The organism is Streptosporangium fragile (assembly GCF_039534445.1).
GTDB lineage: Bacteria > Actinomycetota > Actinomycetes > Streptosporangiales > Streptosporangiaceae > Streptosporangium > Streptosporangium fragile.
Genome location: NZ_BAAAVI010000125.1, coordinates 1 through 13,308 on the forward strand (window position 1 = coordinate 1; position 13,308 = coordinate 13,308).

The window sequence follows — 13,308 nt, forward strand, 5'->3', positions numbered from 1 at the left end:
TGCGGCCGGCGGTGGTGATGTCGGCCGGGATGATGCCCGCGTTCGACGCGCCGGGGCTGATCAGTCCGGGGCAGTTGGGGCCGATGATGCGGGTCCGGCCGCCGGCCGCCCGGACGTGTCCCCAGAAGGCCAGCGTGTCGTGGACCGGGACGCCCTCGGTGATGACCACGCAGAGGCCGATCCCGGCGTCGACGGCTTCGACGACCGCGGCCCTGGCGAACCGCGGGGGGACGAAGACCACGGAGACGTCGGCCCCGGTCCGGGCGACCGCCTCGGCGACCGAGCCGAACACCGGCACCCGGCGGCCGGGGAAGTCGACCGCCTCGCCGCCCTTGCCGGGGGTGACGCCGCCGACCACGTCGGTGCCCGCCGCGAGCATCCTGGCCGTGTGCCTCCTGCCCTCCGCGCCGGTCATGCCCTGTACGAGCACCCGGCTCTCACCGGTCAAGAAGATCGCCATATTCGCCATTCCCTCTCAGCGCCCGCGCGTGATCCGCCGGCCGGATCCGCGGGCTCGCCGTGTCTGGTGGTCGGCCCGCTCATACCGCGGCGAGCCTGGCCGCCTCTTCGGCGGCGCCGTCCATGGTCGTGACCTGGCGGACCGCCGGATGCCCGGCCAGGGTGAGGATCCGGCGGCCCTCCTCGGCGTTGTTGCCGTCGAGCCGCACGACGATCGGGCGGCCGAGGCCGCGCTCGCCGAGCTGTCCGAGCGCGGAGACGATGCCGTCGGCCACCGCGTCGCAGGCGGTGATGCCGCCGAAGACGTTGACGAGGACCGACCTGACGTCCGGGTCGGACAGGACGATCTCCAGGCTGTCGGCCATGACCTGGGCCGAGGCGCCGCCGCCGATGTCGAGGAAGTTCGCCGGGCGGATCCCGCCGAAGCGCTCACCGGCCTGGGCGACGACGTCGAGGGTGCTCATCACCAGCCCGGCGCCGTTGCCGACGACCCCGACCCGGCCGTCGAGCTTGACGTAGTTCAGCCCTCTGGCGCGGGCCCGCGCCTCGATCCCCCCGTCGCCCGCCTCGCCGGCGAGCGCCGGTCGGTCGTGGCGGAAGGCGGCGTTCGCGTCGAGGCTGACCTTGCCGTCGAGGGCGAGGACGGCGCCTCCGGCCGCCCAGACCAGGGGGTTGACCTCCACCAGGAGGGCGTCCTCCGCCACCATGACCTGCCAGAGCCTGACCAGGACCTCGGCCACCGGCCCCCGGAGGTCGGCGGGGAAGCCCGCACGCGTCACGATCTCCCGCGCGGTCCGCTCGTCCACCCCGGACAGCGGGTCGATCGGCACCCTGGCCAGCGCCTCGGGCCTGGTCGCGGCGACCTCCTCGATGTCCATGCCGCCCTGGGTGGACGCCATGGCGAGGAAGCACCGGTCGGCCCGGTCGACCAGATAGGCCACGTAGTACTCCTCGACCGGGACCGTGGCCGACTCCACGAGCACGGTCTCGGCGATGTGGCCCTTGATGTCCATGCCGAGGATGTGGCGGGCCTCCCGCTCGGCCGCCGCGGGGCCGGGGGCGGGCCGCACTCCCCCGGCCTTGCCGCGCCCGCCCGTCTTCACCTGGGCCTTGACGACGACGGGAACCCCGAGCTCCGCCGCGGCCGCGCGGGCCTCCTCCGGGGTCGAGACGACCGTGCCGGGGGGGACGGGAACCCCGTGCCGCGCGAAGAGTTCTTTCGCCTGGTACTCGAACAGGTCCACCGGACCTCCCTGAATACGATTCTTGTACACGGTATACCGTATGGAAATCTACCCGTCCAGACCTCGACAGGGACACCGGCGGCGGATATTCCATACGGTATGGAGAAGACACAATTGGTCCGGGACTGGCGGGGGCGTGACTACCTCGTCGGTGACACCCCGCAGAATCTGATCAAACGCCCCAGGTCGTGGATGTTCTGGCTCCCCTGGGCCGCCATGGCCGCCATCGGCCCCATGCAGTACGGCTACGCGGCGGCCGTGCCCGCGCTGGCGCGGGAGCGTGGCTGGCCTCTCGTCGCGACCCTGGCCCCGCTGGCCGCCTGGATCGTCTGCCAGGCCGCCGTCGCGCTCCCCACCGCGCTGCTGCTGCGGCGCGGCGCGCTCGGCGTCCGTCCGGCGCTCTGGGCGGGCAGCCTGTGCAGCGGCGCGGCACTGCTCACCGTCGCCCTGGCCGGAGACGTCACGGCGGTCTTCGCGGGCTACGCGCTCCTCGGCGGCGTGGGCGGGGGGCTGGTGTACGGCGCGTGCACCGAGGCCGTCGCCCGGTGGTACCCCGAGCGCCCGGCCGCCCGGGTCGGCTTCACCACCGGGGCGTTCGCCTACGGCACGGCCCCTCTCGCGATGGCGGCCGGCCTCGACGGCGGCGCGCTCCGGCCGCTGTTCGCCACGGCGGCGGCCGTCGCGCTGGTCGCCGTGGGCGCGGCGGCGGCGTTCGTCCGCCTGCCGCCCCGGCACTGGTGGCCCGGCCACATCGACCCGCTCGCCTGGGCCCACGACCGCGTCGCGCTGCGCCGGGAGCCCCGGGCGGTGCGCGAGTTCTCCCTGGGCCAGGCGCTGCGGACGGGCTCGCTCCCGACGCTGGTGACGGTCCTGGTGTGCGCGGGCGCGGTCTCCATCTTCGACGTGGTCGCGCTGGCGACCTCGGACGACCTGTCGCCCTGGGCGGCGGTCGCCCTGCTTCTGGTGCTCAACGGCGCGGGACGCGCCTGCGCCATGCTCGCCGCCGAGGTAGCCGGGCGGGGGCGCACGCTCAGCGCCGTCCTGGCCCTGCTCTGCCTCGGGCAGCTCCTGCTGGCCTGGGGCGCGGTGACGGGATCGGCCGCGATGGTCCTGGTCGCCACGGTCCCGGCGGGCCTGGGCGGGGGCGCCTTCTACCCGCTCATCGCGAGCCTGGTACGCGAGTACTTCGGCGAGGAGCACACCGCCTCGATCCACGGCGTGGTCTACAGTGCGAAGGCGGTCGCCGGACTCGTCGGCGTCGGCCTCGCGGCCCTCGCCCTGACGTCGTCGGACCACGCCGGGACGTTCTTCCTCGCCGCCGTCCCGGTGCTGGCCGCCACGGCCCTCAGCGTCACGCTGCGGCAGCCGGGGCATCCGGTCACCGTCCCGCGGTGAGCCCCGATGTGATCAGGCTCACCACGGAGAGCAGTGCCAAAACTGTATACTGTAGGCAGTCGACAGCAAACACGACAACAGGCAGCGGGCCGCCCGTCCCACGGGGCGGCCGTGTCGTCTCATCCTGGAGCTGAACACACATGGTGCGGTCGGAACTGGCGAACTCGGGGGCGGCGCCCAAGATCCAGCGCCCGACCACCCTCCGGGAGAGCGTCTTCGAGGCGATCCTGGAGCTCATCGTCAACGGGAGCCTCAGCCCCGGTCAGCACCTCGCGGAGAGCGAGCTCGCCGACCTGCTCGGCGTGTCCCGCCAGCCCGTCCGCGAGGCGCTGCAGATGCTCAGCGGCGAGGGCTGGGTCGACCTGCGCCCCGGCCACGGGGCGTTCGTCCACGCGCCGACCGTGGAGGAGGCCGACCAGTTGCTCGCCGTACGCGCGCTGCTGGAGACCGAGTCGGCGCGCCTGGCCGCGCTCAACTCCGACGCCGCCGGCGTGGCGCGGCTGCGCGAGGTGTGCTCGCGGGGGCTGCGGGCCCTGGAGGCGGACGACGTCGACGCCTCGGTGGCGGCCAACTCGGAGCTGCACGCGCTGGTCACCGAACTGTCCGGCAACAAGGTGCTGGCCGAGCTGGCCTCCCAGGTCTCCCGCCGCGTGCGGTGGTACCACACCCCGGTGGCCCGCCAGCGCGGCCGCGCCTCCTGGGAGGAACACGCGCTGCTGATCGACGCGATCGAGGCGCGCGACGAGGCCAGGGCCGCCGAGATCATGCGTGAGCACACCGAGCACACCCGCGCCTCCTACCTGGAGCAGCGGGCCGCCGAACCGGTCGAGCCGCCGGCTCCCGTGGCGCGCCGCCGCCGCCCGCGCACGCTCAGCGCGCGCTGACCCCCCTTCCCACCCGTCCGTGCCGGACCGTCCGGCACGGACCGACCTCGCGCGGGCCGACCCGGTACGCCCCGCGCCGGTCCCGCGCGGGATCGGCGCGGGGCGTGCCCCACACGGGCCTGGCGCGGACGGGCCCCCGGGCCGGTTGACACGGAGTTCACCGGCGGCCCGTTTGAGCGAAACACCCCGGGCAGATACTTGAAGAGAATTGGTGGTGATTGACAATGAGAGCGTTTCTCGCCAGGTTCCGCCTCCTCGCCCGCGGCCCCGCGGGCTACTCCGCCGACGGCCGGATGATGGGTGTCGGCCTCGCGACGGCCATGCGCCGGTACGGCTCGGCCGAGGGCGTCGAGCGCCAGGTGCGCCGCTGGGCGACCGAGCAGCGGATCGACGTCCCCGAGTCCACGTGAGCGAGCGGGGGTCCCCCGAGAGGAGACCACCCGCTCGTGACCCGGGGCGCCGCGGGTTCAGCCGTCCGCGTGCGCCTCGCTCCGCTTCCCGGCGGGCCCGCCCTCCGGAGCGACCGGGACGGCCGGAGCCCCTGAGGCGGCCGGCTCACCCTCCGGGGCGGCCGGAGCCGCCGGAGCGCCGGAGTCGCGCCTGCCCTTCCTCGACGCCATGAGGCTGGCCACGGTGGTGACGGCCAGCGTGCCGACGATAACCCCGAGAGAGACCATGATCGGAACCTCCGGAGCCCAGGAGACCCCGTCGTGGTGGAGCGCCTCCAGCACGAGCTTCACCCCGATGAAGGCGAGAACGATCGACAGGCCCTTGCTGAGGTAGATCAGGCGGTCCAGCAACCCTCCGATCAGGAAGAACAGCTGCCGCAGTCCCATCAGCGCGAAGGCGTTCGCGGTGAAGACCAGGTACGGCTCCTTGGTCAGCCCGAAGATCGCCGGAATCGAGTCGAGCGCGAACAGCAGGTCGGTGGTCCCGATGGCCACCATCACGATCAGCATCGGGGTGACGGCCCGGCGGCCGTTGACCATCGCCGTGAGCGCCGAGCCGTGGTAACTCTCCGTGGTGGGAACGACCCGCCTGACCGTGCGCAGCGCGATGTTCTCGGAGAACTCGGCCTCCTCGTCCTCATGGCCGATCAGCTTCCACGCCGTGTAGATGAGGAAGGCGCCGAAGAGGTAGAAGAGCCAGTCGAAGCGGGCGACGGCCTCCGCGCCGGCGGCGATGAAGATCCCGCGCATGACGAGCGCCAGGACGATGCCGATCAGGAGCACCTTCTGCCGGTACCGCTCCGGCACGGAGAAGCGGCTCATGATCAGCAGGAAGACGAACAGGTTGTCGACGCTGAGCGAGTACTCGGTGATCCAGCCCGCGAAGAACTCCCCGCCGTACGCCGGGCCGGCGACCGCCAGCAGGCCCACGCCGAAGGCGACGGCGAGCAGCACGTAGAAGGTCACCCACCACGTGCACTCGCGGAAGGACGGATTGCGGGGGTTGCGGGCGACAAGGTAGAAGTCCACGGCCAGTACGAACCCGAAGCCGGCGATCGTGACCAGCCACACCCAGGTGGGGATGTTCAACGCGCTCCCTTCCGCGCGCGGCGGCGTTCCTTGGCCAGCCACAGCGCCTCAGCGTGCTCGACGTAGGCGGCGAGAAGCTCGCGCGCCTGCGGATTGCGCTCTCTCAGGCGCATCAACCAGGGCGGCATCAGCCGCTCGTGCAACCAGACGAATCCGATCGCGAACCCGAGGCTCACCATGGCCTGGTAGGCCAGGAAGCCCGGCAGGCCGCCGGACAGGGTGACCCGGCCGAAGGAGGCCAGGCCGGTGACCGTCTCCTGCAGCAGCCGGGACAGCGGGAAGCCGGCCAACCAGTACAGCCCGGCCGGAGCGAACAGTCCCGGCTTGAACAGGCCCCGGCCCATCAGGATGCCGTACCCCCCGCCGAGCAGGCCGAGGGGGAGGGCCAGCGTCACCGCGGAGGTCGCGGCCAGGCCGGCGGGCTGCCCTGCGAGCAGGGTGAGCCCGCCGGCCACGGCGCCGGCGACGACTCCGATCAGCGCCCCCGGGAGGGCGAGCTCAGCATGCTGTCGCATCGGCACGGTCTCAGCTCACAGGACCACGCCGTAGGCGAACAGACTGTAGAGCAGCATGCCCAGGTAGAACACCGCTCCGAAGCCGATGACCAGATTGGTCCACAGCCTGGGCCGGATCGGTTTGGGGAGCATGCGGTTGTTCACCAGCAGGAGCGTGACGCAGTAGGCCCCCATGGCGAACGTGGACAGGAACGCCAGCGTGTCGAGGATCGCGCTCGGGCCGTCGGCGGGGCCGAAAAGCAGGATCAGGATGCCGAACGTGATGACGCCCCACAGGAAGCCCGCGTACAGCTTGGACATCCCGAACCGCTTCGCGCCGCGCACGAAGTGGTAGGTCATGTCCGCCTGCCCGCGGGAGAAGGAGTCGAACAGGCCCAGCGTGGCGTTGAGCCCGATCAGGGCGATGAAGCCGAGGAACACGGCGCCCAGCACCGAGCTTCCCGCCGAGGCGAAGGAGTCGGCCATCGCGTTCAGCGCGGCCTCCCGCTCACCCGACTCGATGACCTGGCGGACGCCGGGGGTGTTCCTGGCCGCCGCCTGGGCGATCACCGTGAAGGAGACGGTGACCAGCATCGTGATACCCCAGAAGAGCAGGAGCGCGTCGAAGGTGACCCAGCGGCGCCACCCCTTCCACTTGCGCATCTCCTCGGGGTTCTCGGTGTCGAACATGAAGCCGCGCGAGGGCATGGACTCCTCCTCGCCCGCGTGCCGCAGGCCGCGGATGGCCGGGATGTGCGCGCCCATCCCGGCCCCGGAGTCACGCAGGTGCAGGGTGTACCACATCTGCTGCATACCGGACGGGCCGGCGAAGGCGATCGCGCCCACGATCACCGGGAACCAGGCCGGGGAGAGCGCCTCCTGCGGCAGGTACCCGAAGGCGAACATGCCGGTGACGGTGGTCGTCACGTCGCCCCAGGTGCCGACCATGGCCGCCACCACGGCGGTGCCGATCACCAGGGCGCCGATCAGGAGCGACAGCACGTTCTCCAGCAGGTTGTAGATGACCTTGGCGAGGCTGAAGACGACGCCGACCAGGATCAGCCCCACGCAGGCGGTCACCACCCACGGGATCCCGGTTATCTGCTCGAAGGCCGCGGCCCCCGCCGACAGGTGGCCGGGCCAGATGTAGACGAGGATCGCGACGGCGAAGAAGAACCACATCAGGGGCTTGAAGACCCGTGCGGCCCCGAAGAAGATGCTCTCCCCCGTCGCCATGGCGTAGCGGGCCATCTCCAGCATGACCACGGCCTGGAGGGTGACCCCGATGAGGAAAAGCCACCGGATCTCCGGCCCGAACAGCAGGACCAACCGGGGCCACATGTACGACTCGCCCATGCCCACGCCGAGCGCGACGAGGAACACGGTCGGCCCGAGGATGTGGATCGACGGCGGTGCCTCGGGCAGGGTGCGGATGGGCATCGGCTCCAGTCCACCCGCCCGCCATACTTTCTCTTCCTGACCCGGCGCAGCGGCGGCCTCGCCGGCCTGCGCTGTCGCCGGTGTTCTTGACGTGTCCACCTGCGGACCTCCTGGGGGGTTGGTTGATCCTGTCGGTGTCTCGGTTCGCCCCCTCGCTCTTCCTCGCGGCTCAGCCGCGCAGCAACCCCGCCGCCCTCGCCCAGCGGTACTTGGCGCCGAGCACGGCCACCGGCCTCTCGGTCGTGTACGGGTAGGCGACCACGCCGTTGGCGAACAGGTGCTCGCAGGCCTGCTCGACCTCGGTGTCGCCGGCCAGGGAGGCGACCACGGGTTTGACGTTGCCCTTGGCCCGCTCCTCGGCCACCACCCGCGCGACCAGCTCGGCGAAGACCATCGGCGGGGTCACGATCGTGTGCCAGTAGCCGATGACCAGCGCGTGGACGCGGGGGTCGCTCAGGCCCAGCCGGATGGTGTTCTCGTAGGTGCTGGGCGGCTCGCCGCCGGTGATGTCGACGGGGTTGCCGGCCGCCCCGAAGGGCGGGATGTAGGCGCGGAAGGCCTCGTCGAGATCCGGCGGGATCTCCATGAGGGACAGTCCGGCCTCGACGCAGGCGTCGGAGAGCAGCACGCCCGAACCGCCCGCCCCGGTGATGATGACGACGTTCTCGCCCTTGGGGGCGGGCATCAGCGGCAGCGCCCGCGCGTACTCCAGCATGTCGTTCAGGCCCGGCGCCCGGACGACCCCCGCCTGGCGGAGGATGTCGTCGTAGACCCTGTCGTCGCCGGCGAGCGCGCCCGTGTGCGAGCCGGCCGCCCGCGCGCCCATCGCGGTGCGCCCGGCCTTGAGCACGATCACCGGTTTCCGGGCGATCATCCGCCGGGCGGCCTCGACGAACCCGCGCCCGTCCTTGAGGTCCTCCAGGTGCATGGCCACGCACGTGGTGTTCTCGTCCTGCTCGAAGAAGGTGAGCAGGTCGTCCTCGTCGACGTCGGCCTTGTTGCCGACCCCGACGATCGCGGAGACGCCCATCCCGGTGGTCCGGCTGAAGCCCAGGATGGCCATGCCGATGCCGCCGCTCTGCGAGGTCAGCGCCACCCCGCCCTTCACGTCGTACGGCGTGCAGAACGTGGCGCAGAGGTTCTCCGGCGTGTAGTAGTAGCCGTAGATGTTGGGGCCGAGCAGGCGCACGCCGTGCTTGCGCGCGATCTCGACAATCTCCCGCTGGCCCTCGACGTTGCCCGTCTCGGCGAACCCGGACGGGATCATGATCGCGCCGGCCACGCCCTTGCGCCCGGCCTCCTCCAGAGCCCCGGGCACCAGGCGGGCGGGGATGGCGAAGACCGCCACGTCGACCTCGCCCGGCACGTCGGCGATGCCCGGGTAGGCGGGCAGGCCCAGGATCTCCGGCGCCTTGGGGTTGATCGGGTAGATGTGGCCGCGGTACCCGCCGTTGATCAGGTTGCGCATGACCGAGTTGCCGATCTTCCCGGTCTCGCCGGAGGCCCCGATCACCGCGACGGAGCGCGGCTTGAAGATGCGGTTCATCCCGGCGAGGATCTGCTCGCGCGTCAGCCGCGCGGGCTCGGGCGCGAGGTCGGCGGCGAGGAGGATGCGCACGTCGGCGGCCGTGGCACCGGCAGCGGTGGCGAAGACGGGGTTGAGGTCGACCTCGGCGATCTCCGGGAAGTCCCCGACGAGGGCACCGACCCGCTCGATCATGTCCGCGAGTGCCCTCCTGTTCACCGCCTCCGCCCCACGCACACCGCGCAGCACCTCGGCCGCCCTGATGTCGTCGAGCATCCCGAGTGCATCATCACCCGAGAGGGGGGCCAGCCGGAAGGTCACGTCCTTGAGGACTTCGACGAGCACCCCGCCGAGCCCGAAGGCGACGACCTTGCCGAAGGTCGGGTCGGTGACCGCACCGATGATCACCTCGTGCCCACCGCCGACCATGGCCTGCACCTGCACGCCGTCGATCGAGGCCTCGGGGTTGTACGCGCGCGCGGCGGCCACGATCCGGTCGTAGCCGGCGCGCACCGCCTCGGCGTCCCGCAGGCCGACGAGCACGCCTCCCGCCTCGGTCTTGTGCAGGATGTCCGGGGAGACGATCTTCAGCACCACCGGCAGGCCGATCTCCGTGGCGATCGACACCGCCTCCTCGGCGGAGGTCGCCAGCCCCTCGCCGGGGGTCGCGATGCCGTACGCGTCGCAGATCTTCCTGCCCTCGGGGGCGGTCAGCGCGGTGCGGCCCTCCGCCCGTGCCTTCTCCAGCACCTCGCGGACGGCGGCCTGGTCATGCGCCATCAGATGACTCCGTTCGTCTTCAGCTCCGCCAGATCCTCGGCGGACAGGCCGAGTCCGGCGTAGATCTCGGTGTTGTGCTCGCCGAGCAGCGGCGGGGCGGTGACGTCGACCGGCGAGTCGGACAGGTGGAGGGGGCTGCCGACCGTCATGAAGGAGCCGCGCTCGGGGTGGCCGACCTCGACGATCGCGCCCTCCTGCCGGAGGCTCTCGTCCGCCAGCAGCTCCCTGGTGGACAGGATCGGGCCGCAGGGGATGTTGGCGGCGTTGAGGCGGTCGAGGACCGTCCACTTGTCGCGGCTGATGCTCCACTCCTCGATGAGCTGGAACATCTTGTCCAGTTTGGGCAGACGCGCCTCCGGGGTGGCCCACTCGGGGTCGTCGGCCAGTTCCGGGCGGCCGATGATCTCGGCCAGCGGCGCCCAGCCGACCGGCTGGACGATGACGTAGATGTAGTCGTTGGGGCCGCCCGGCGCGCACCGCACCGCCCACCCGGGCTGCCCGCCGCCGGAGGCGTTGCCCGAGCGCGGCACCTCGTCACCGAAGGTCTTGTTGGGGTACTCCGCGAGCGGGCCGTGGCCGAGCCGCTGCTGGTCGCGGAGCTTGACCCGGCACAGGTTGAGCACGGCGTGCTGCATGGCGACCTGCACGCGCTGGCCCCGGCCGGTCTGCTCGCGCTGGTAGAGGGCCGCCAGGATGCCGGCGACGGCGTGGACGCCGGTGCCCGAGTCGCCGATCTGGGCCCCGGTGGCCAGCGGCGGGCCGTCCTCGAAACCGGTGGTGCTCATCGAGCCGCCCATCGCCTGGGCGATCACCTCGTAGGCCTTGTACCTGGCGTAGCGCCCCGGCCCGAAGCCCTTGATCGAGGCGTAGATCAGCCGCGGGTTGAGCTCCTGGAGGCGCTCCCAGGGGAAGCCCATCCGGTCGACCGCGCCGGGCCCGAAGTTCTCCACCAGGATGTCGGCGTCGCCGACCAGGCGGGTGAAGAGCTCCTTGCCGCGCTCGCTCTTCATGTTGAGCGTGATGCTGCGCTTGTTGCAGTTCAGCATCGTGAAGTAGAGGCTGTCGACGTCGGGGAGGTCGCGCAGCTGCTTGCGGGTGATGTCTCCGGAGGGCGCCTCCAGCTTGATCACGTCGGCGCCGAGCCAGGCCAGGAGCTGCGTGCAGGACGGACCCGACTGCACGTGGGTCATGTCGAGGACGCGGACACCGTCCAGTGCCTTCATGAGGTCCTCCTCACTTGTACATGGTCTGGTTCATGGTTCCGGGGGCGTAGACCTCCGGATCGACCCATACGTTGATCAGGGCCGGCTTGCCGGACTCGCGGGCCCGCTCCAGCGCCGGCCGGATGTCCGCGGGGTCCCTGACCTCCTCGCCGTGGCCGCCGAGCATCCGGGCGAACTCGTCGTAGCGGACGTCGCCGAGGGTGTTGCCGACCCGGGCGCGGTTCTCGCCGTATTTGGCGGCCTGGCCGTAGCGGATCTGGTTCATCGACGAGTTGTTGCCGATGACCCCGATGAACGGCAGGTTGAAGCGGACCATCGTCTCGAAGTCCCAGCCGGTGAGGCTGAAGGCGCCGTCGCCGAAGAGGCAGAGCACCTCCTTGTCCGGCTCGGCGTACTTGGCCGCCATGGCGAAGGCGACGCCGACGCCGAGGGTGCCGAGCGGCCCGGGGTCCATCCAGTGGCCGGGCGACTTGGGCTGGACGACCTGGCCGGAGAAGGTGACGATGTCGCCGCCGTCGCCGATGTAGATGGTGTCCTCGGTGAGGAACTCGTTGATCTCGTGGACCAGCCGGTACGGGTCGATCGGCCGGGCGGCGGAGAGCTGGCGCGGCAGGCGCTTCTCGTACGCGGCGTTCTCCACGGCGCGCAGCTCCTCCAGCCACTCCTTGCGCCGGGCCGCGCCGTTCTCCACGCGGCCGGAGGCGGCCTGGGTGGCGGCGGCCAGGATCAGCCCGGCGTCGCCGACGATGCCCAGGTCGATGTCGCGGTTCTTGCCGACGGTGCGGTAGTCCAGGTCGATCTGGACCACGGTCGCCGTGGGCGACAGGCGCTTGCCGTAGCCCATCCGGAAGTCGAACGGGGTGCCGACGATGATGATCAGGTCGGCGTTGGTGAAGGCGTAGCGCCGGGAGAGCTGGAAGTGGTGCGGGTCGCCGGGGGGCAGCGTGCCCCGGGCGGAGCCGTTCATGTAGGCCGGGACGTTGAGGCCGCGGACGAAGTCGATCGCGTCGGCGGTGGCCCGGGTCGTCCAGACCTGGCTGCCCAGCAGGACGCAGGGCTTCTCGGCGTGGGCCAGCAGGTCGGCCAGGCGCTCGATCGCGGCGGGGTCTCCGGCCTGGCGGGTGGAGGCGCGGTAGCGGCCGGCCTCGGGGATGCGGGCCTTGGCGAGCGGGACCCTGGCGTCGAGGACGTCACGCGGGATCTCCAGGAAGGAGGGCCCGGGGGCCCCGTGGTAGCACTCGCGGAAGGCCATCGAGACGATGTCGGCCACCCGCTCGGTCGAGGGGACCGTGGCCGCGAACTTGGTGATCGGGGTCATCATGTCGACGTGGGGCAGGTCCTGCAACGAGCCCATCTTGTGCTGGGTGAGCGCCCCCTGCCCCCCGATGAGCAGCATGGGGCTCTCCGCCCGGAAGGCGTTGGCCACACCGGTCACGGCGTCGGTGGTGCCGGGTCCCGCCGTCACGACCGCGCACCCCGGCTTGCCGGTGACCCGGGCGTAGCCGTCGGCCGCGTGCGCCGCCACCTGCTCGTGGCGGACGTCGACGACCTCGATGCCCTCGTCGACGCAGCCGTCGTAGATGTCGATGATGTGGCCGCCGCAGAGGGTGAAGATCACATCGATCCCCTCCGCCTTCAGCGCCTTCGCCACCAGGTGGCCTCCGGAGATGGTTTCCGGCGCCGGGTCCGCTGGCTGGGTCATTCTGATGGTCCTCTCGATTGTGTTCTCCATACTGCATACCGTATGAGGGCAATGGTTACCCCCGGGGTCCTGCGATGTCTAGACCCTTTGTCCGGGCAGCGGCACGAGTTCGACGGGCTCGCCCCGCCAGCCGGGCGGGACGACCGCGAGCGCGTCGGCGAGCGCGGCCCCCCGCAGCGACCCCGGCCGGTCGTGGCCGACCGGCACCGCGCCGCGACCGCTCCGCCGCACCGCGACCACGCGCGTGTCGGACGGGTGCGCCCGCACCGGCCCGGCCAGCGCGGACCGTTCGCGCGGCGGCTCCGGCTCGCCCGCGAGCGCCCGGACCGCCGGGGCCAGCAGGGTGAGCGCGGCGACCAGCGCGGCGTACGGGTTGCCGGGGAGCCCGACGACGAGACGGCCGCCGGGCAGCCTCGCCAGCAGCTGCGGATGCCCCGGCCGCACCGCGACGCCGTCGACCAGGACGCGCGCGCCGAGCCGGGCGAGCACCGCCCGCAGGTGGTCGGCCGGCCCCTTGGACGAGGCCCCGCACACCACGACGACCTGGGCGTCGCCGACGGAACCCGGCCGATCCCGGCCGCCGTCCGGACCGCCGATCAGGACAACGTGCGGGGCGGCGGGCGG

At 72.0% G+C, this 13,308-nt stretch carries 11 protein-coding genes and 1 pseudogene; 3 read left to right on the forward strand and 9 right to left on the reverse strand.

The genetic code is table 11. The annotated features are described in order from the left end of the window. Both ABD841_RS39385 and sucC read right to left on the reverse strand, forming a co-directional pair. Positions 1 to 460: pseudogene (locus ABD841_RS39385) on the reverse strand (succinate--CoA ligase subunit alpha); the annotation flags it as partial. Between the two features lie 79 nt (positions 461 to 539). Next, the gene (sucC, locus tag ABD841_RS39390) at positions 540 to 1,703 is read right to left on the reverse strand and encodes an ADP-forming succinate--CoA ligase subunit beta (protein WP_344982167.1); all 1,164 of its coding nucleotides are present in this window, start codon (positions 1,701 to 1,703) and stop codon (positions 540 to 542) included. Between the two features lie 99 nt (positions 1,704 to 1,802). Between sucC and ABD841_RS39395 the strand changes: the two genes are divergently transcribed. The 3 genes from ABD841_RS39395 to ABD841_RS39405 all read left to right on the forward strand — a co-directional run bounded on the left by ABD841_RS39395 (position 1,803) and on the right by ABD841_RS39405 (position 4,392). Next, the gene (locus ABD841_RS39395) at positions 1,803 to 3,098 is read left to right on the forward strand and encodes an MFS transporter (RefSeq protein ID WP_344982168.1); all 1,296 of its coding nucleotides are present in this window, start codon (positions 1,803 to 1,805) and stop codon (positions 3,096 to 3,098) included. Positions 3,099 to 3,238: 140 nt separating this feature from the next. Then, the gene (locus ABD841_RS39400; RefSeq protein ID WP_344982169.1) at positions 3,239 to 3,982 is read left to right on the forward strand and encodes a GntR family transcriptional regulator; all 744 of its coding nucleotides are present in this window, start codon (positions 3,239 to 3,241) and stop codon (positions 3,980 to 3,982) included. Between the two features lie 224 nt (positions 3,983 to 4,206). After that, positions 4,207 to 4,392 (forward strand): hypothetical protein, encoded by a 186-nt coding sequence (locus tag ABD841_RS39405; protein WP_344982170.1) that lies wholly within the window; start codon positions 4,207 to 4,209, stop codon positions 4,390 to 4,392. 57 nt (positions 4,393 to 4,449) lie between these two features. On the opposite strand, the gene ABD841_RS39410 is transcribed toward ABD841_RS39405, so the two are convergent. From ABD841_RS39410 to ABD841_RS39440, 7 genes are all read right to left on the reverse strand, one after another. Further along, the gene (locus ABD841_RS39410; protein ID WP_344982171.1) at positions 4,450 to 5,520 is read right to left on the reverse strand and encodes a TerC family protein; all 1,071 of its coding nucleotides are present in this window, start codon (positions 5,518 to 5,520) and stop codon (positions 4,450 to 4,452) included. Continuing rightward, complete coding sequence (locus ABD841_RS39415) at positions 5,517 to 6,035, reverse strand: hypothetical protein (protein WP_344982172.1); 519 nt, start codon at positions 6,033 to 6,035, stop codon at positions 5,517 to 5,519. Before ABD841_RS39415 ends, ABD841_RS39410 begins: the two co-directional genes overlap by 4 nt. 15 nt (positions 6,036 to 6,050) lie before the next feature. Beyond that, a complete protein-coding gene (locus tag ABD841_RS39420; RefSeq protein ID WP_344982173.1) occupies positions 6,051 to 7,454 on the reverse strand; it encodes an Nramp family divalent metal transporter in 1,404 nt (467 codons plus the stop codon). Between the two features lie 169 nt (positions 7,455 to 7,623). Beyond that, positions 7,624 to 9,759 (reverse strand): acetate--CoA ligase family protein, encoded by a 2,136-nt coding sequence (locus tag ABD841_RS39425; protein WP_344982174.1) that lies wholly within the window; start codon positions 9,757 to 9,759, stop codon positions 7,624 to 7,626. After that, positions 9,759 to 10,982, reverse strand: coding sequence for a formyl-CoA transferase (gene frc / locus ABD841_RS39430; RefSeq protein ID WP_344982175.1), 1,224 nt, complete (start codon positions 10,980 to 10,982; stop codon positions 9,759 to 9,761). The genes ABD841_RS39425 and frc overlap by 1 nt, the downstream gene beginning before the upstream one ends. 10 nt (positions 10,983 to 10,992) lie before the next feature. Beyond that, entirely contained in the window at positions 10,993 to 12,684 is a 1,692-nt protein-coding gene (locus tag ABD841_RS39435; protein WP_344982176.1) for a thiamine pyrophosphate-binding protein, read from the reverse strand. Between the two features lie 78 nt (positions 12,685 to 12,762). Continuing rightward, a partial coding sequence (locus ABD841_RS39440) for a molybdopterin-binding protein (protein ID WP_344982177.1) occupies positions 12,763 to 13,308 on the reverse strand: 546 nt, incomplete at its 5' end.

Excerpts from the sequence above, each read along its gene's own strand:
- ABD841_RS39415 (WP_344982172.1), bottom strand. The coding sequence starts at position 6,035 with ATGCGACAGCATGCTGAGCTCGCCCTCCCGGGGGCGCTGATCGGAGTC.
- ABD841_RS39400 (WP_344982169.1), top strand. The coding sequence starts at position 3,239 with ATGGTGCGGTCGGAACTGGCGAACTCGGGGGCGGCGCCCAAGATCCAG.
- ABD841_RS39420 (WP_344982173.1), bottom strand. The coding sequence starts at position 7,454 with ATGCCCATCCGCACCCTGCCCGAGGCACCGCCGTCGATCCACATCCTC.
- frc (WP_344982175.1), bottom strand. The coding sequence starts at position 10,982 with ATGAAGGCACTGGACGGTGTCCGCGTCCTCGACATGACCCACGTGCAG.
- ABD841_RS39435 (WP_344982176.1), bottom strand. The coding sequence starts at position 12,684 with ATGACCCAGCCAGCGGACCCGGCGCCGGAAACCATCTCCGGAGGCCAC.
- ABD841_RS39395 (WP_344982168.1), top strand. The coding sequence starts at position 1,803 with ATGGAGAAGACACAATTGGTCCGGGACTGGCGGGGGCGTGACTACCTC.
- ABD841_RS39405 (WP_344982170.1), top strand. The coding sequence starts at position 4,207 with ATGAGAGCGTTTCTCGCCAGGTTCCGCCTCCTCGCCCGCGGCCCCGCG.
- ABD841_RS39425 (WP_344982174.1), bottom strand. The coding sequence starts at position 9,759 with ATGGCGCATGACCAGGCCGCCGTCCGCGAGGTGCTGGAGAAGGCACGG.